Raw genomic sequence first — 16,838 nt, 5'->3', positions numbered from 1 at the left:
TTTGCTGACTGTTCGTTGTGAATACGGGAGAACATGATGAGGACATTCACCACAACATTGATGGCAGCCGCGCTCGGCGCAATGCTGATGGCGCCCCTGCCGCTTGGCGCACAGGAAACCCCTGCGGCGCAGCAATCCGCCGAACTCAGCGGCTTCTGGCTGACGACGTCCTGGCCAGAGATGACCATCAAGCCGGGCGAAACACAGTCGGTTTCGCTGTCCCTGCGCAACGAGAAGCTGCCCCCGCAACGCGCCACGATCGAGGTGTCGGGCGTGCCGGAAAGCTGGGCGTGGTCGCTGAAGGGCGGCGGCCGGGATGTGACGGCAGCGATCGTCTCGCCGGATTCGACCGAGCGGCTGACGCTCGAACTCACCCCTCCGGAAGACGCTTCCACCGACGGCGAACACGCCATCGAGGTCCGCGCCCGCACTGCGGCAGAGACGGTGACCCTGCCGCTTGTGGTGCGCCTGTCAGAAACCGAGGATGCCGCCTCCGGCCTTTCGCTTGAGCCCGAATTGCCTGCTTTACGCGGCACCGCGCGCTCGACCTTCTCCTTCAAGATCAAGGTGAAGAACGAAGGCGCGGAAGACGGGCTGTTCAATCTGACAGCCAGCGTTCCGGCCGGCTTCCAGACACGCTTCAAGAAGGGTTATGGCTCGGAAGAGATCACCGGCTTGCCTATCGCCGCCGGCGCGACCGAGACGGTCACGATGGAGGTGATCCCATCGCGTGGGGTCGCGGCCGGGCGCTATGAAGCCGGATTCGAGGTTTCCGGCGAAGGGCTTTCCGGGACCACGCAACTCAGCCTCGACGTGACGGGTGAACCGCAGGTCGCCATAGTCGGGCCGCAGGAGCGCCTGTCGGGCGAGGCGGTGGCCGGCAGGGAATCGAGCTTCACCTTCACCCTCGTCAACACCGGCACCGCCCCCGCGACCGACCTCGAGCTTTCCGCCACGCCGCCCTCCGGCTGGACCGTCGCGTTCGAGCCGCAGGACGTTGCCCAGATCGCGCCCAACTCCACCGGCGAGGTCAATGTAAAAATCACCCCGTCTGAACAGGCGATCGCCGGCGATTACATGGTGTCGGTGCGGGCCTCCAACGACACCGTCTCTGAAAGCGTACAGTTCCGCGTCACGGTCAGGACCTCGACGATGTGGGGCGCTGCAGGGCTTGGCGTGATCGCCGTCGCCGCGCTGGTGCTGGGCGGCGCAGTAATGAGGTACGGGCGGCGATGAGCACGGTCGTTCTCGAAGCGAAGGGTCTCGCCAAGCGCTATGGCGATGCGGTGGCCGTGGCCGGCATCGACCTTTCCGTCAACCAGGGCGAGGTGATCGGCCTGCTTGGCCCAAACGGCGCCGGCAAGACCACGACGATCCTGATGCTGCTCGGCCTGACGGAAGCAAGCGAGGGAAGCGTCAGCATCCTCGGCAAGGACCCGCTGCGTCGGCCGCTGGAGGTCAAGCGCGAGGTCGGCTACCTGCCGGACTCGGTCGGCTTCTACGACACGATGACCGGCAGCGAAAACCTCGCCTATACGGCGAAGCTCGCCGGTATGTCGCGCGAACTGGCGAAGGAGCGCATCGCCGCCGCGCTGGAAAAGGTGCGGCTCAGCGATGCCGCGGACCGTCCGGTCACCACCTATTCGCGCGGCATGCGCCAGCGTCTCGGCATTGCCGAACTGCTGATGCGCGACTGCAGGATAGCGATCCTCGACGAGCCGACCTCGGGCCTCGATCCGCAATCGACGCAGGAACTGCTCGATCTCATCCTCGACCTGTCGCGCGGCGGCATGACCATCCTTCTGTCCTCGCACATGCTCGACGTGGTGCAGTCGATCTGCAGCCGGGTCGCGCTGTTCAACAAGGGGCGCATTGGCTTCTTCGGTACCATCGAGGATCTGGCGGCGAGGATCGGGCGCGGTTCCTTCGTCATCGATGTTGAGGCTGATGGGATCGACCTCGGCCAACTCGCGGGCAAGACCGACGGCGTGACGTCGGTTGCAGTCGCGTCCCACGGCCTCTGGCAGGTCGAGGCAATCCGCGATGTGCGGTCCGATCTCGCAAAACTCGTGGTCGAGGCGGGCGGCAGGTTGAAGAACCTCGACCTGCGTCGCGCGCGCCTCGACGAAGCCTACAATCGTTACTTCAGGGAGGTTGCCAATGCGGCGTGAAGGATCTCCATTCAGGGGCGTCGGCACAGTCGCGCTCAAGGAAGCGGCCGACCACATGACGAGCGCCCGCATGCATCTCATCATGCTGCTGGTGCTGCTTACGGCCATCGGCGCGGTCTACGGCGCCATCGACCGTATCCGCGACACGACGGCGCAAGACGCCTACCTGTTCCTCAAGCTGTTCACCGTGGCGCGCGAGCCGTTGCCGTCCTTCGCCGCCTTCCTCGGCTTCCTGCTGCCGCTGGTGGCGATCTCGCTCGGCTTCGATGCCATCAACGGCGAGTTCAACCGGCGCACCATGAGCCGGCTGCTCGCCCAGCCGATCTATCGCGATGCGGTGCTGTTCGGAAAATTCCTCGGCGGCTTGCTGGTCATCGCCATCGCGCTCCTGACGCTGTGGCTGATGATGATCGGGCTCGGTATGCTCTTCCTCGGCCTGCCGCCTTCCGGCGCGGATATCGTGCGCGGCGTGTTCTGGCTTGCCGCGACGCTCGCCTATGCCGGGGTATGGCTGGCGCTGGCCATCGCGTTCTCGACCGTCATCCGCTCGCCCGCCACCTCGGCGCTGGCCGCGCTCTCCGTCTGGCTGGTGCTGACGGTCTTCTGGGGTATGATCGCGCCGTTGGTAGCCGGGATTGTCGCGCCGATCGACCCGTTCGATCCGATGAGCGTGGTGAACCGCTTCGAGTGGCAGCAGGCGATAGCCCGCGTCTCGCCGCAGACGCTCTATGGCGAGGTGACGGGGCTGCTGCTCGATCCCGCCGCCCGTTCGGTCGGGCCGCTGCTCATGCATCAGATGCAGGGTGCGGTCATCGGCGCGCCGCTGCCGACCATGCAGAGCCTGCTGATCGTCTGGCCCCAGATCTCCGGCCTGATCGCCGCGATGCTGGTCCTGTTCACGCTCGCCTATGTCGTCTTCCAGCGCCAAGAGGTGCGCGCATAATTGCCGCGGGCCTGAGCCATTGAACGCCATCCTCCGCTGGACGCAAGCCGATCTGGCGGAGGAGTTCTACATTTTCCGTCTGGCAGGTAAGCGACTGGCTGGAGGCGCGAACCCATGTGGCTGTCGCTATCGCCAGATTGCGGGATACTCCCGCCCGTCGTCGCCCAGCCTTTCGCTCAAGTTGTAGATATACGATTAGCTACCCCGACACCAAAATATTGTAACAAGCGGCAGGTTCTAACGCATTTAGGAGAATGATGGTGGCTTTCCCATCGAGAGGCGTTCTGAAGAAGTCCGCAATCGTGACCATCATTTGTGCCGCGATTTCGATATCCGTCTCTACGGGGATCCGTTTCTACCTGGGTGTCCAGTCGGACACGATCACGATCATCGTACGGCTCATATTGCCGTTCATCATCGCGTTTCCGATTGCTATCATGCTCTTTGCCAAAATCGAGAAACTCGAGAAAGCCTACCGCAGCCTCCTGAAAGAAGCGAGAGAACTCGCAAAATGCGCCAGCACCGATCCGCTGACGGGCCTTCTCAACAGACGCAGTTTCGAGCGACAATTCAATCTCGCAATGACCCATCGCGCGGGCGGCAAGTTCATAATTGCCGACATGGACTACCTTAAAGCGATTAACGATGAACATGGGCATCTTGTAGGAGATGACGCTATCATCTCGTTCGCGCAGGCATTGGAACTGGTACTAGGTGATGAATGCCTCATCGCGCGGATCGGTGGTGACGAGTTTTGCGCCTATTTGCCAAAGGCCGACGCAAACACAGTCAACCAACTGGTGACAGAGGTCGGATCCGCCGCCCGAAACGAATTCTTCCGTAAAACAGGGCTGAACTATCCGCTTTCATTCTCCGTTGGAATGCAGAAATGCCATCCGAAGCTTAAGTTCCGGGAAATGATCTCCCGCGCCGACAACGAGCTTTACGCTAAAAAGCGTAGCCGTTCTGCTCCCACGGCTATCGATAAGGCTGCTTAACGTCTTATCGCTTTTTTTTCAGCAAATAGCGTAGCAGAAGGGTGCCGTTCGAGCATCCAATCGGTTCCGCCACAGCTCCACCATCTCAGTGCGGTTCCAGTCGCGTACCTTCGGGCCGAAACCGTTCTCGTCCTTGCTGCGCTTGGCCAGCATGACATGGGCATTTGGTTTGGGCATCCCGTTTTCCCCGATGTCCCAATGCACATTCAGTTCGGCGATGATGCCCTGACCAGAAAATTCCCCCTGTACGAAGTCGCGGACCACTGCGATCCTCTGAGCGTGCTCAACCACTTCGAAACGCAGCAGGCGATCGCCCCAATCTCTCCGCAGAAGCTTTATGGAGAGGGAACGGGGCTTTTTCTGGCCCCTGCCGCGTGATCCGTCGGGCCGCTGTTCATGCACAAAATGAAGGACGAAGTGATAGACGCCGCGGTGCCGACCATCCCGAGGATGCCTATCGTCTGGCTGCCGATCTCCGGCATGCTGGTGCTGTTCACGCTCGCCTCTATCCTTTTTCAGTGGCAAGAGGTGCGGGCATGATACCCGCGCACCTGACCATTGAACTCCACCGATCTGGCAGAGGAATTGGGCAGTTCGGTCCGACAGGAATGCAAGATGTTGTTCTTTGAGGGGAGACTCGGTTGGCTCGCGATGGCCCGGGGCAGCACAACGTTTGGTACGAGAGGGATCCCGTTACGGTTCGCCGGGATGCAGACCACTCGGTCATTTGACAAAGATGAAATATTCACATGCGAACTTCGGCGTTGTCTCCCAACTTGGGTGGAGCTCCCGTGACAATCGCCGCCAGCATCTTCGCGCCCGTAACTAAAGCATTCGGGCTATCCCAAATCTCACCTCTTTCCGGCGTCACGGTCAGAAGTCGAACGGTCGGATCCTCCTTGTCCTCCCACCATACCTCATCCATTTTCGACCAGAGCTCTGCGATCCTGGAACGATCATTGGTCACCTTCGCCTTGCCCGATATGACGGCGTAGCGATAGCTGCCATTGTCTGCCCATGCGAGTGATATGGTCGGAAATTCCTCGATCTCCGCATTCTTCTCGCCGGACACATCCGTAAGAAAATAGATTGCGTTCTCCTGTCGACGCGGCCGAGCCGACATTGGTCGGCTATGCTGCTCTTTGCCGTTCCAGGTGGTCAGCATACAGATGTCGATCTTCTCTGCGAGCTCCCACACGCGGTCGACAACTTGTTCCGGAGTTGCCGGATTATCGTGCTGTTGTTCTTTCATGGCGCCTCTCTTTCGACAACTGCAACGCCGAAGATGCAAGGTTGTTCCGCGCGCTGGATACCCTAGCCCCGCTAGGTGGGAAAAAACCACATGACACCCAACCGACGACATCGACGGAACCAGTTCCGCAAATTTTCGTTCTGAATATCTCCTGAAGCGCAGTCAAAGCTTCACGGCAGAAACAATAGTCGCAGCAGGTCGTCCTAATGGCGGGCTGTTAAGATGATGTTGTCACAAGGGTAGAGGAAATGGCCAGGGAAAAGACACTCGAAGATCTGTTCCATGATACGTTGAAGGACATCTACTACGCTGAGCGCAAGATCCTGAAAGCCCTTCCGAAGATGAAGCGCGCTGCTCAATCTGAAGAATTAAGGGCTGCGTTCGAGAAGCACCATGACGAGACTGAAGGCCATATCGAGCGCCTGGTCCAGGTGTTCGAGATCATGGGGAAGGCGGCGAGAGGTAAAACCTGCGACGCGATCGAAGGGATCATCGCCGAGGGCGAGGAGATCATGGAGGAGTTCAAGGGGACGCCAGCTCTCGATGCCGGCCTTATCTCGTCCGCGCAGGCTGTCGAGCACTATGAAATCACCCGCTATGGGACACTGAAGCGCTGGGCCACGGAACTTGGAATGGCGGATGCCGCGAAGCTTCTCGATCAGACGCTGCAGGAAGAATCGAAGACCGACAGCGACCTGAGCAAGCTCGCGGACGCTTCGGTGAATCGTCGCGCGAAAGCCGCCTGAACCATAGCGTGGGGCGCCGTTCAGGCGCTCCACGCATTCACGCAGACAAGCCCAGACCGGGGAGCCAGCCATGTCAGCCAGCAAATCCGCACCGGCCGCAGGAAAGCCGCGTTCAATTCACGATCAAAAGCTCGTCTCAGGACAAGGAGGCGAGCTTCATCAATTCTCGGACGGCGATATGCCGGCGATGACCACCGCCCACGGTGGGCCGGTCTCCGACGACCTCAACACGCTGAAAGTCGGATCGCGCGGTCCCACCCTGGTCGAGGATTTTCATTTCCGGGAGAAGATCTTCCATTTCGACCACGAGCGCATCCCCGAGCGCGTAGTCCATGCGCGTGGCTATGGGGCACATGGCTATTTTGAGACAACGAAGTCGCTGAGCAAATACACGCGCGCTGACATCTTCCAGCGGGTCGGCGAAAAGACGCCCGTCTTCGTACGCTTCTCGACGGTTGCTGGCGCGAAGGGGTCCGCCGACCTTGCACGCGACGTTCGCGGCTTCGCGGTAAAATTCTATACGCAGGAAGGCAACTGGGATCTCGTTGGCAACAATATCCCGGTCTTCTTCATCCAGGACGCGATCCGCTTCCCCGACCTGGTGCATGCGGTCAAGGAAGAGCCTGACAGGGCTTTCCCGCAGGCCCAGTCCGCGCACGACAATTTCTGGGATTTCATTTCTCTCACGCCTGAATCCATGCACATGATCATGTGGGTCATGTCCGACCGGGCAATCCCGCGCTCCTTCCGTTTCATGGAAGGTTTCGGCGTTCACACCTTCCGCTTCGTGAACGCAAAAGACGAGTCTACCTTCGTCAAGTTCATCTGGAAGCCCAAGCTCGGGCTCCAGTCCGTGGCCTGGAACGAGGCGGTCAAGATCAATGGCGCGGACCCTGATTTCCACCGCCGCGACCTTTGGAACGCCATCCAGTCCGGCGACTACCCGGAATGGGAGCTGTGCGTCCAGCTCTTCGATCAGGATTTTGCTGACAGTTTCGACTTCGACGTGCTCGATCCGACGAAACTGATCCCGGAAGAGATGATTGAGCCGATCCCGGTCGGGCGGCTGGTGCTCGACAGGATGCCCGACAACTTCTTCGCCGAGACAGAGCAGGTCGCGTTCATGACGCAGAATGTGCCGCCCGGCATCGATTTCTCGAACGATCCGCTGCTTCAGGGGCGCAACTTCTCCTATCTCGACACGCAGCTGAAACGGCTCGGCAGCCCGAACTTCACGCATATTCCAATCAATGCACCGAAATGCCCGTTCCATCACTTCCAGCAGGACGGCCACATGGCGATGCGCAATCCGGTCGGCCGGGCGAACTACCAGCCGAATTCATGGGGCGACGGACCGAGGCCCGATCCGAAGCGCGGCTTCCGATCCTTCGCCGCGGAGGAAGACGGGCGCAAGGTACGCCTTCGGCCCGAGAGCTTCTCCGACCACTACAGCCAGGCGCGTCAGTTCTATCTAAGCCAGACGGCGGTCGAGCAAAAGCATATCGCGATGGCGCTCACCTTCGAGCTGTCCAAGGTGGAAACACCCGTCATTCGCGAGCGCGTCGTGTCGCACCTCATGAACATCGACGCCACGTTGGCTGAGACGGTCGCCGGGAAGCTCGGTATCCGCAAGATGCCAAAGGCGGCTGATGCGGCCGTGCCGGTGCGCGACGATCTTCCGCAGTCTCCTGCGCTGAGCATCATTGAGAACGGGCCGGATAGTTTCAAGGGCCGCAAGATCGGCGTGCTGGTCGCAAACGGTTCTGATGCGAAGGTGCTGGACGCGATCCGGCAGGCGGCGGAACAGGAAGGCGCGGTGGTGGAACTGATCGCGCCACAGGTCGGCGGCTTCGAGGCATCGAATGGCTCATGGGTGGAGGCCGACCATATGATCGACGGCGGTCCTTCGGTCCTGTTCGATGCCGTCGCGCTGGTGCTGTCAGAGGAGGCGGCTAACCGGTTGGCCGGCGAAGCCACAGCGCGGGATTTCGTGGCCGACGCCTTTGCACATTGTAAGTTCATCGGCTTTACCCCAGGCGCAATGCCGCTCTTGGCAAAGGCCGGCATCGAGCCCGACATGGACGAGGGCCTGATTCCGCTCGACGACGCGAAGGCGGCTTCGGACTACGTCACATCCTGCCGCAAACTGCGCGTGTGGGCGCGGGAAGATGCCGTCAAGCTCTGACGTGATGGCGTTTTCCTGATGTCGTCAGGCGCGGAGAGCAGAAGAGACAAGCGGTCCGGCCCGAGCCGGGCCGTTTAGCGTTCATTGCCCGAAAACCGAAAAGATCTGGTGATCGCCCATGAAGAACGTCGCTATTGTCGGCGCCGGCCCCGACCGGAATCTATACCTTCTTCTCTTTGCTCAAGGCCGACACGCCTTTGTCCATCTCGATCTATGAGCAGGCCGAGGAAGCGGGCGTCGGCATGCCCTACAATGACGACGAGAACAGTCGCATGATGTTGGCCAACATCGCCAGCATCGAGATACCGCCAATCGCCTCGACCTATCTGGACTGGCTGCGCGATCGGGATGAGAAGCGTCTGGCGCGCTACGGAGTCGACAAGGCCAGCCTCCACGACCGGCAGTTCCTGCCGCGCATCCTGCTGGGCGAGTATTTCCGGGACCAGTTCCTGGCGCTCGTCGAGGCTGCCCGAGAGAAGGGGTTCGACGTCGATTTACATGAATCCTGCGAGGTCGCAGATCTCGAAGCGACCCCGGATGGGGTCAGGTTGTGGACCGACGGAAAGCCGGCATCGAAACTCTTCGATCTCGCCGTCATCGCCACCGGACACGTCTGGCCCGACGACGAGGAGGCAACGCGGAGCTATTTTCCCAGCCCATGGTCGGGACTCATCGAGGCCAGGATTCCCGCGTGTAAGGTGGGGATCATGGGAACCTCGCTCAGCGCCATCGACGCCGCCATGGCGGTCGTCGCCCAGCACGGAACCTTCGTCGAACAGGACGACGAGGCGTTGCGGTTCGATCTGGGAGCGGACAGTGAAGGGCTTTCCATCACGCTGATGTCGCGCTCGGGCATTTTGCCGGAAGCGGATTTCTACTGCCCCATTCCCTATGAGCCGCTTCGGATCGCCACCGAAGATGCCATTGCAAGGGAGATCGCGGTAGGACCAGACGGTCTGCTCGACCGGGTCTATACTCTCGTGGCACGCGAAATAGAAGATGCCGATCCGGCGTGGAGCGAACGGGTAGCGCTTTCCACGCTCGATGCCGACAGCTTCGCCGACGCCTATTTCGCGGATAGACAGCGGCATGATCCTTTCCGCTGGGCCGAATACAATCTGAGCGAAGTCGAAGGCAACAAGCGCGACAAGCGCACTGTGGCTTGGCGCTACGCGATCCTGCGGCTGCACGAGGCGGTGCAGGAAATCGTGCCTCACCTTGATGAAGAGGATCGCGAGCGGTTCGATGACGGCCTCTGCAAGGTCTTCGTCGACAACTATGCCGCGATTCCGTCGGAATCGATCCGAAGGCTGCTGGCGCTCCGAAAGGCCGGCCTTGTCGAGGTGCTCGAACTCGGGCAGGATTATAAGATGGACGTCGGGGATGCACACACGGTTATCGCCATCGGCGACGACGCGTACACCTTTGACGTGTTCATCGACGCGCGCGGCCAGAAGCCGCTCAAGACCAACGATCTGCCGTTCCCGTCACTGCGCCGGCAACTCCTCTCGGTGGGCGAGGATATTCCGGACGTCGGGGAGGACTACACCTTGCTCGCGCCTGACATTGCGCGCGGCCGCATCGCATTTGGTGCGCTCCCCTATCTGATGCACGACCAGCCATTCGTCCAGGGAATTACAGCAAGCGCGGACATCGGCTCGGCCATCGCGGGGGCAGTCACAAAGCAAGCATCAAGAACGCGCCGCAGATTGACTTTTCTCGTAGCCTGAACCATCTCCACCGACCATGCGGAGAGAGCGAATGCAGTGGCGCGATGTTCCCGCACACTTGAGCGACAAATGGTGTTATATGCCGCGGACGATCAGAAGCGCTCCTCGTTGTCCCGCGCCAGCTGATCAAACGCGTCGGATTCGGGAACGTAGCGCTTTGCGGCCGCGTCCCACCGATATTTCACTGTGATCGTTCGCGACCCTGCTTCCGCGACTTCCGCCCTGCCGCAATCTTCACCGGTTATTTTCGTCTGCACGATCACCGTCGCCACGATGTCCGAATAAGGCTCACCGGTGCCTTGGTCCAGCGTGACGCGTTGTGTCTGGTCATATTCGCACGCCCGCTCGTTGAAGACGAATATTGTATCGACCAGTTCCAGCCGGTCGTCACGGAGCAGAACGAGCGGGATGGTGGTGTAGCTCTGACTTGAGTTCGCATGCGTACTGCCGATCGCCAGAAGATCGTCGCCGGCGCTGACCCGAAGCCGGGCAGGTTCAAGGAAGTATGTCATGTCGCCACTCGCGACGTTCGCAGCGTCAAGAAGTCTAGGTTCGCCCGCTATATCGAATAAGGCGAGAACCGCCAGACCGACGACATCCCTGCCGCTCCCGAAATCCAGCAGTACCGCGATCCGCTCCAACCCGCCCGAGCGCACCAGGACGGCCGCCAGCCGCAGCGACGCAGCCGACGCCATTTCGAGTTCCTCAACGGCCGCGCTGCCAATCTCCCGGACGGAGATCGTCAGGTTGCCGTCAGCCGTCGGCACGACGAGGCGAAGCAGGTCCGCAAACGTCACATCCTCCCGGCCGTCAACCCGATCCGACAGATCGGGACGCAGGATCGGCTCGGCGCCGGCTCGCTCGATGGGCATCCAGCAGAGCGCAAGTCCAACAAGCACAGCCCGCACCAGGGCAACGGATAATGTTGCCTCACCTATGGGCATGTCGTCACCTGGCTTGCGCAGACGTCCCGGGTCCAGCCGCGTGCCCTCTTGTCGGCATGGCGCCCCTCGACCTCAACCCAGAGACCTGTGCAGGCATGCAGGGCCTCGACCGCGAACTCGTCGGAGTCAAAGGTCGCAGCGATCGGCGCATCGTCCGATGGCCGGGAGAACACGCGGCCCGATTCTACCCATAGCCGCAGCACATCGCCGGGCAGCCACCCTTCGCCGCTGAACGTGGTGATCGGTTCGGTGGGCAAACCGCCATGGAGTTCGGTTATGACCTCGGAAATCCGCAACCAGCCACCGCGCGACCCCGTGATCGTCACCTGGGGAAAGTAGATCTCTTCGCCGTCCGTATAGGGACGCGGTATGGTCGAGAAAGCAGGATATTCCGGCCCCGGACCGGCGCGCACAACAAGATCGGCAGGCGCACCCTTCATCACCCATGCCGCGATGTCGCATTGTGTGGTCTCTTGCACCGGAGGGGTGGCCGCCTTGCCGATGCAGGTTTCGAGTAGCGCTGCGGCGGCTTCTCGCGCGCCATCGAGCGGATACTCCTCTGCTCCATCCTCTACGAAGACGCTCAATGTGCCGCGCGAGGTGAGGAGGTCGGTCAGACGGGTATCTAGCACCGTCTTGCCTTCGAGGATGAAGCTGTTGTCCATCTCGATTCTTGCCCCGGTGGTGGCGATCGGCACGGATATGTCGCCAGACTCCAGCAGAACCCCGACCTCGACTCCATCAAAAGCGTTGATGGGCGCAAAGGCGAAGACGAATGCGAGCTCGTCGCTCCCCTGAGCGCAGGACAACGATAGGGGTGCATAGTCCGTTTGCGGGACGCCGTAGAACAGAGACGCACCATCATCGATCTTCTGGCCGTGCCATCCGAGGTTCTCTTCTGCTATCGCGCTCACCGGAAGAAAGCAGGATAGAGCGGCGATTTGCAGCGCGACGCTAAGGCGTGTCCAAATCATCATTATCGCTGCTCCTCCCTGCCAACTCCACCCTCAGGGGCATTATAGCTTTGTTGGCTGGACTCGCCTATCCACGGAGGCAGCCCGTGGCAACGCCGCAGCATGGCGAGATCAGCTATCCTGGATTGCTATCCCTGCTTCACGACCTCGACAAGAAAAACGGGCAAGCACACGTCTGGGTCACGCTCTTCCCACTGCGCGGAGAGGAACAAAACGGGCCGTTTTCTCGTTTCCCCGGTGGTTTACTGGGGGAGTTATCGCAAATGGCGCCGCGTTCATTCTGGAAAGGCTATCTCAAACTGTCCCTGGTCACCTGTCCGGTGGCGATGACGCCGGCGACCTCCGAAAACGAAAAAGTCCGCTTCCACACTCTCAATGCCAGGACCGGCAACCGCGTCGTCAGCCAGTATATCGATGCGGTCACCGAGAAGCCCGTCGACGAAGATGATGAGGTCAAAGGTTATCCGCGTGGCGAAGACGACTATGTCATGCTCGAGGACGACGAGATCGAGGCGGTTGCTCTGGAAAGCACCCGTACCATCGATATCGACAGCTTTGTGCTCCGCGATAGCATCGAATGGATTTGGTACGACAAGCCGCATTATCTGACGCCGAATGATGCGGTCGGCGAAGAAGCCTTTGCCGTCATCCGCGAAGCCATGGCATCGACGCAGATGGTCGGGATTTCAAGGCTGGTAATGTATCGCCGGGAGCGGGCCGTCATGCTCGAGCCGCGCGACAAGGGCATTATCCTCTGGACTTTGCGTTATGGCGACGAGGTGCGCGACGAGAGCGACTACTTCGGCCATATCAAGAAAGGAAAGCCCGACCCAAAGCTGATGACACTGGTCACGAAACTGATCGATGAGCGCACCGGCCCCTGGGAACCCAGGATGGTGGACGATCCCGTCCAGGACAAACTGCTCGACATCATCGCCGCCAAGAAAAAGGGCAGGAAGCGTGTCGCGAAGGCCAGGCCGACGTCAGAAGAGCCCGCCAGCAACGTCATCAATATCATGGACGCGCTGAAGAAGAGCATCGCGTCCGAGAGGAAGGGGCGATCGCGATGAAGAACTTACCTCCAGACGGCCTTTCGGAGCCAGAGAGCGAGCTGTCACCCAAGGTCCATGCGTCGTTTGACAGCAAGGATCGGCTGATCCTTGCGCTTGCTGCCCTCTTACGGGCGGAGCGGGAAACGCGTGGAGCGCTCGAGGCTGCTCTTGAAGATGATAGCATCTCTCGCGAAACGCTTCTTGCCATGATTTCGGACCCGGTGCCGGTGATCACTCAGGACGACATAAACTTCGCTGAACGGTTTGCTTTGTCGCGGCATCTGCCGTTACCGAAGCCGGTATAAGAGCCGAACCACGCCAGCCTATGTCGCCTTCCTGCGCTTTGATCGTTGGGACGTCAGCGGTTCGGCAGCCGCCCGGAAGCCCTCCCACGGATCGGATGTGAGAGCGGCCAGCCGGGTAGGCGTATTCTCCACGGTGAAATAGTCCGGGCCGATGCCCGGATTGAGTTCCTCCCACGCCAACGGCATGGAAACCGCAGCGCCGGGTCGGGCTCGGGTGGAGTAAGGCGCGACGGCGGTCATGCCACGCTGATTGCGCAAATAGTCGATTAGGATCTTGCCGCGGCGCTTGGACTTGGTGATGGTCGACACATACTGGTCCGGGCTGTCGGAGGCCATGCTGTCCGCCATGGCCTTGGTGAAGGCCTTCACCGCCGGCCAGTCAGCCCTCGGCGTGAGCGGCGCGACCACATGCAGCCCCTTGCCGCCGGAGGTTTTGACGAAGGCATTCAGTCCAGCATCCCTGAGTCGCTGCCGGACTTCCCCCGCGGCGGTGATGATGGTCTCCCACGCGACCCCATCGCCGGGGTCGAGATCCATGATGATCGTGTCGGGGTGTTCCCAATCGGCAACCGTCGACCCCCATGGGTGGATTTCCAGCACGGCGGACTGTACGAGCCCCATCAGCCCGTCGAGATCATTGATCGAAATCAACGGTTCGTCGTCCTCGTCCTTTGGGTCGTTGACCAGCACGATATGCTTGTTGAGCCCCTTCCAGGCATGCTTCTGGAAGAACATCTGACCGGTGATGCCGCTCGGACAGCGCAACAAAGCCAAAGGCCGGCCCACGATATAGGGCGCGATGTAGCGCCAGACCTCAGTGTAGTAATCGGCGAGCCCCTCCTTGGTGACGCCTTCGTCCGGCCAATAGACACGATCGGGATGGGTCAGCGTGACAGTGCGCCGCTGGGGCTTCGGTGTCGTCGCCTTGCTCTTCGGGATTTCGCGGACGATCTCGATTGCAGCCTTGTCCTCGCGCAGACCCCGAAACGACGCATGTCGGAGGTGGCCATCGGCAGTCCATGCCCGGAATTCGACCTCGGCCACGAGTTCGGGGCGAACATACCGCGCCTGCCGTGCTTCTTCGGGGGTTAGCGTCCCAGCGAACGGGCTGGCTGCAATGCGCATGCGGTCGAGACGCTTGAACAGATCCTCGGCCACAGGGCCGGTAAAGCCCGTCCCGACGCGGCCGACATGTTCCAGCTTGCCACCGTCATAGACGCCGAGGATGAGGGAGCCGATCGCCTTGCGCGATGTCGAGGACGGCACATAGCCTGCAATGACGAATTCCTGCCGGGCCGAGCATTTGGATTTGACCCAGGACTTGCTGCGCCCCGATCGATAGGGCGCATCCCTGACTTTGGAAATGACGCCTTCGAGGCTCAACCGGCAGGCATGGCGCAGCACCAGACCGCCATTCTCATTGAAGTGGCTGCTGTAGCGGATCAGCCCCGGCTCAGTGTCCACCAATTGCTCAAGCAGCGTTTTTCGTTCGATCAGTGGCACGGCGCGCAGATCGTAGCCGTCGAGATACAGCAAATCGAAGACATAGAAGACGAACCGATCAGACCGCCCCGCACTGAGATCGGCCTGCAGGGCCGAAAAATCTGATGCTCCCGAACCGCTCTCGACAACCAGTTCGCCATCGATGATGGCGGTTCCGACAGGTAGCGCCTGCAATGCAGCGACCACGTCTTTTCCGAACTTTTTGGTCCAGTCGAGACCGCTCCGAGTCAGGAGCTTGATGCGGCCGGCCTCGATACGAGCCTGCAGCCGATAGCCGTCAAACTTGATCTCGTGGATCCAGCGATCCCCCGCCGGCGGCGCCGACATGAGCGTGGCAAGCGTCGGTTCGACGAAATCCGGCAATGAAGCTTTCTTCGCCCCTTTGATCGCGGCGGGATCAGGCAGCACCACTGTGATCTCGGGCTCCGGTGCCTTCTCCGTCTTTGTCGGCTTTCGCGTGGCTTTCCTGGTGATCTTTCCGGTCTTCGAGGACCAACCGGGCACCTCGCCGGCGACCTCCTTGATGTCCCGACCCGTCTTCACCGATTCCGGGCGTTCCTCAAGGATATCGGGATCGGCGGCTGTTCGGGCGGCATCATCCTCGCTCTTGATCAGCAGCCAGTTTTCCCGCTTCTCGGATGGCTTGCCCTGCATCCTGACCAGATGCCAATGTCCGGAAAGTTTGTCGCCCTTCAACTCGAACTCGAGATGACCCTTGGCATATCCCTTGTGGGCATCATGTACGGGGGTCCATGTGCCCCGATCCCAGATAATGACGGTGCCGCCGCCATACTCGCCCTTCGGGATCGTGCCTTCGAAGTCGTTATATTCGAGCGGGTGGTCCTCGACATGAACAGCCAGCCGCTTTTCGCCGGGGACAAGGCTGGGCCCCTTCGTCACCGCCCAGCTCTTCATCACCCCGTCCAATTCCAGTCGCAGATCGTAGTGCAGCCGTCTGGCAGCATGCTTCTGGATGACGAAAGCGCTGCCGCTCGTCCTGCCTTTCCGGCCCCTGGGTTCGGCGGTCGATTTGAAGTTGCGTTTCTGCCGGTAGGTTTCGAGGGGCGCCATGCTCAGCTCGCTTTACGACGCGCCGGTGCAGCCTTTGCCTGTGTGGCCTTCGTTTTCGATTTCGCCGACGCGCGCTTGGCTGTTTTCTTGCCGGAAAGGCCGGCGCTCTCGCGTAGCGCGGCCATCAGGTCGACGACCTTTTCTTCCTTCGGCTCCTTGCGGACCTCGATCTTGCGGCCCTCGAACTTCGCCTTGACCACCTCGGCCAGGGCAGCGTCATAGCGATCGTCAAACTCCCTGGGATCGAACTTGCCACGCTTGGTTTTGATGATGTGCTCGGCAAGCTCAAGCATTTCGCCCTTGAGCTTGAAATCCGGGACGTCATTGAAAGCGTCCTTCGCCGAGCGGACCTCGTAATCGAAATTGAGCGTGGTCGCGATCAGGCCTGTGCCGTGCGCGCGGATCAGGACCGTGCGAACGCGGCGGAACAGGACCGTCTGGGCGAGCGCGGCGACCTTCTTCTTGCGCATGCCCTCGCGGATCAGGATGTAAGCCTCTTCAGCATGCCTGTCGGCGGGCGCCAGATAATAGGGCTTGTCGAAGTAGACGTCGTCGATGTCGCCACAGCCGATGAAGGTCGACACCGACAGGGTCTTGTCACTGTCAGGAACCGCCGAGGCTACTTCTTCAGGATCGAGCATGATGTATTCGCCCGAACCCACTTCATAGCCTTTGACCTGGTCCTCCCTGTCGACGGGCTTGCCGGTATCGCTGTCAACGAACTGGCGTCGGACACGGTTTCCGGTTGCACGGTTGAGGGTGTGGAAGGCGATCCGTTCGGAGGTCGACGCGGCCGTATAGAGGGCCACCGGGCAACTGACCTCGGCAATTTTGAGAAAACCCTTCCAATTTGCTCTTGGCGCCACAACTGCCCCCCCTACGCAATACTTGCGTCCGAAACGCCTGCACCGGCCTATTTGTTCCCCCCGGTAAGAATAACGGCAGCTGACTGTGTGGCTCTGTT

At 60.7% G+C, this 16,838-nt stretch carries 16 protein-coding genes; 10 read left to right on the top strand and 6 right to left on the bottom strand.

Going from position 1 to position 16,838, the window contains the following annotated elements; genetic code table 11:
* Window positions 1–36 precede the first annotated feature (36 nt).
* The 4 genes from AB2N04_RS06095 (at window position 37) to AB2N04_RS06080 (ending at window position 4,112) form a co-directional block, all read left to right on the top strand.
* Window positions 37–1,236 carry an NEW3 domain-containing protein gene (locus AB2N04_RS06095; RefSeq protein WP_367717684.1) on the top strand — a complete coding sequence of 400 codons (1,200 nt, stop codon included), beginning with the start codon at window positions 37–39 and terminating at the stop codon, window positions 1,234–1,236.
* Complete coding sequence (locus AB2N04_RS06090) at window positions 1,233–2,171, top strand: ABC transporter ATP-binding protein (RefSeq protein WP_279719282.1); 939 nt, start codon at window positions 1,233–1,235, stop codon at window positions 2,169–2,171. The genes AB2N04_RS06095 and AB2N04_RS06090 overlap by 4 nt, the downstream gene beginning before the upstream one ends.
* Window positions 2,161–3,114, top strand: coding sequence for an ABC transporter permease (locus AB2N04_RS06085; protein ID WP_367717682.1), 954 nt, complete (start codon window positions 2,161–2,163; stop codon window positions 3,112–3,114). Before AB2N04_RS06090 ends, AB2N04_RS06085 begins: the two co-directional genes overlap by 11 nt.
* Window positions 3,115–3,374: 260 nt before the next feature.
* A complete protein-coding gene (locus AB2N04_RS06080) occupies window positions 3,375–4,112 on the top strand; it encodes a GGDEF domain-containing protein (RefSeq protein ID WP_367718750.1) in 738 nt (245 codons plus the stop codon).
* An 18-nt stretch (window positions 4,113–4,130) separates the two neighbouring features.
* Here the strand turns inward: AB2N04_RS06080 and AB2N04_RS06075 are convergent, their stop codons facing one another.
* Window positions 4,131–4,376: a MobA/MobL family protein gene (locus tag AB2N04_RS06075; RefSeq protein ID WP_367717681.1), complete on the bottom strand. Its 246-nt coding sequence runs from the start codon at window positions 4,374–4,376 to the stop codon at window positions 4,131–4,133.
* A gap of 132 nt (window positions 4,377–4,508) precedes the next feature.
* On the opposite strand from AB2N04_RS06075, the gene AB2N04_RS06070 reads away from it, so the two are divergent.
* Window positions 4,509–4,652 (top strand): hypothetical protein, encoded by a 144-nt coding sequence (locus AB2N04_RS06070; protein WP_367717679.1) that lies wholly within the window; start codon window positions 4,509–4,511, stop codon window positions 4,650–4,652.
* 205 nt (window positions 4,653–4,857) lie between these two features.
* On the opposite strand, the gene AB2N04_RS06065 is transcribed toward AB2N04_RS06070, so the two are convergent.
* Complete coding sequence (locus tag AB2N04_RS06065; protein ID WP_367717678.1) at window positions 4,858–5,364, bottom strand: pyridoxamine 5'-phosphate oxidase family protein; 507 nt, start codon at window positions 5,362–5,364, stop codon at window positions 4,858–4,860.
* Window positions 5,365–5,612: 248 nt separating this feature from the next.
* On the opposite strand from AB2N04_RS06065, the gene AB2N04_RS06060 reads away from it, so the two are divergent.
* From AB2N04_RS06060 to AB2N04_RS06050, 3 genes are all read left to right on the top strand, one after another.
* A complete protein-coding gene (locus AB2N04_RS06060) occupies window positions 5,613–6,110 on the top strand; it encodes a ferritin-like domain-containing protein (RefSeq protein ID WP_367717676.1) in 498 nt (165 codons plus the stop codon).
* A 70-nt stretch (window positions 6,111–6,180) separates the two neighbouring features.
* Window positions 6,181–8,295 (top strand): catalase, encoded by a 2,115-nt coding sequence (locus tag AB2N04_RS06055; protein WP_367717674.1) that lies wholly within the window; start codon window positions 6,181–6,183, stop codon window positions 8,293–8,295.
* 134 nt (window positions 8,296–8,429) lie between these two features.
* Window positions 8,430–10,025, top strand: a complete 1,596-nt coding sequence (locus AB2N04_RS06050) for an FAD-NAD(P)-binding protein (protein ID WP_367717672.1) — start codon at window positions 8,430–8,432, stop codon at window positions 10,023–10,025.
* 92 nt (window positions 10,026–10,117) lie between these two features.
* Here AB2N04_RS06050 and AB2N04_RS06045 read toward each other — a convergent pair whose 3' ends face one another.
* The gene (locus AB2N04_RS06045; RefSeq protein ID WP_279719290.1) at window positions 10,118–10,969 is read right to left on the bottom strand and encodes a hypothetical protein; all 852 of its coding nucleotides are present in this window, start codon (window positions 10,967–10,969) and stop codon (window positions 10,118–10,120) included.
* Window positions 10,960–11,946, bottom strand: coding sequence for a hypothetical protein (locus tag AB2N04_RS06040; RefSeq protein WP_367717669.1), 987 nt, complete (start codon window positions 11,944–11,946; stop codon window positions 10,960–10,962). Before AB2N04_RS06040 ends, AB2N04_RS06045 begins: the two co-directional genes overlap by 10 nt.
* Window positions 11,947–12,206: 260 nt before the next feature.
* Here AB2N04_RS06040 and AB2N04_RS06035 point away from each other — a divergent pair, with 260 nt between their 5' ends.
* Together AB2N04_RS06035 and AB2N04_RS06030 are read left to right on the top strand one after the other, a co-directional pair.
* Complete coding sequence (locus AB2N04_RS06035; RefSeq protein WP_367718749.1) at window positions 12,207–13,013, top strand: Ku protein; 807 nt, start codon at window positions 12,207–12,209, stop codon at window positions 13,011–13,013.
* Window positions 13,010–13,300, top strand: a complete 291-nt coding sequence (locus tag AB2N04_RS06030) for a hypothetical protein (protein ID WP_367717668.1) — start codon at window positions 13,010–13,012, stop codon at window positions 13,298–13,300. Before AB2N04_RS06035 ends, AB2N04_RS06030 begins: the two co-directional genes overlap by 4 nt.
* 18 nt (window positions 13,301–13,318) lie before the next feature.
* Here AB2N04_RS06030 and ligD read toward each other — a convergent pair whose 3' ends face one another.
* Complete coding sequence (gene ligD, locus AB2N04_RS06025) at window positions 13,319–15,874, bottom strand: DNA ligase D (protein ID WP_367717666.1); 2,556 nt, start codon at window positions 15,872–15,874, stop codon at window positions 13,319–13,321.
* 2 nt (window positions 15,875–15,876) lie between these two features.
* The gene (locus AB2N04_RS06020; RefSeq protein ID WP_367717664.1) at window positions 15,877–16,740 is read right to left on the bottom strand and encodes a Ku protein; all 864 of its coding nucleotides are present in this window, start codon (window positions 16,738–16,740) and stop codon (window positions 15,877–15,879) included.
* Between the last annotated feature and the right edge of the window lie 98 nt (window positions 16,741–16,838).

The sequence above is a fragment of the Nitratireductor sp. GISD-1A_MAKvit genome, from assembly GCF_040819555.1.
GTDB lineage: Bacteria > Pseudomonadota > Alphaproteobacteria > Rhizobiales > Rhizobiaceae > Nitratireductor.
Note: the sequence above shows the minus strand (reverse complement) of the source record. Positions and strands in the feature narration are given on the sequence as shown.

What these genes read in the sequence shown, in the direction of transcription:
- AB2N04_RS06060 (WP_367717676.1), top strand. Translation starts at nt 5,613, where the DNA reads ATGGCCAGGGAAAAGACACTCGAAGATCTGTTCCATGATACGTTGAAG.
- AB2N04_RS06085 (WP_367717682.1), top strand. Translation starts at nt 2,161, where the DNA reads ATGCGGCGTGAAGGATCTCCATTCAGGGGCGTCGGCACAGTCGCGCTC.
- AB2N04_RS06035 (WP_367718749.1), top strand. Translation starts at nt 12,207, where the DNA reads ATGGCGCCGCGTTCATTCTGGAAAGGCTATCTCAAACTGTCCCTGGTC.
- AB2N04_RS06070 (WP_367717679.1), top strand. Translation starts at nt 4,509, where the DNA reads ATGCACAAAATGAAGGACGAAGTGATAGACGCCGCGGTGCCGACCATC.
- AB2N04_RS06040 (WP_367717669.1), bottom strand. Translation starts at nt 11,946, where the DNA reads ATGATGATTTGGACACGCCTTAGCGTCGCGCTGCAAATCGCCGCTCTA.
- ligD (WP_367717666.1), bottom strand. Translation starts at nt 15,874, where the DNA reads ATGGCGCCCCTCGAAACCTACCGGCAGAAACGCAACTTCAAATCGACC.
- AB2N04_RS06045 (WP_279719290.1), bottom strand. Translation starts at nt 10,969, where the DNA reads ATGCCCATAGGTGAGGCAACATTATCCGTTGCCCTGGTGCGGGCTGTG.
- AB2N04_RS06095 (WP_367717684.1), top strand. Translation starts at nt 37, where the DNA reads ATGAGGACATTCACCACAACATTGATGGCAGCCGCGCTCGGCGCAATG.
- AB2N04_RS06090 (WP_279719282.1), top strand. Translation starts at nt 1,233, where the DNA reads ATGAGCACGGTCGTTCTCGAAGCGAAGGGTCTCGCCAAGCGCTATGGC.
- AB2N04_RS06055 (WP_367717674.1), top strand. Translation starts at nt 6,181, where the DNA reads ATGTCAGCCAGCAAATCCGCACCGGCCGCAGGAAAGCCGCGTTCAATT.
- AB2N04_RS06065 (WP_367717678.1), bottom strand. Translation starts at nt 5,364, where the DNA reads ATGAAAGAACAACAGCACGATAATCCGGCAACTCCGGAACAAGTTGTC.
- AB2N04_RS06030 (WP_367717668.1), top strand. Translation starts at nt 13,010, where the DNA reads ATGAAGAACTTACCTCCAGACGGCCTTTCGGAGCCAGAGAGCGAGCTG.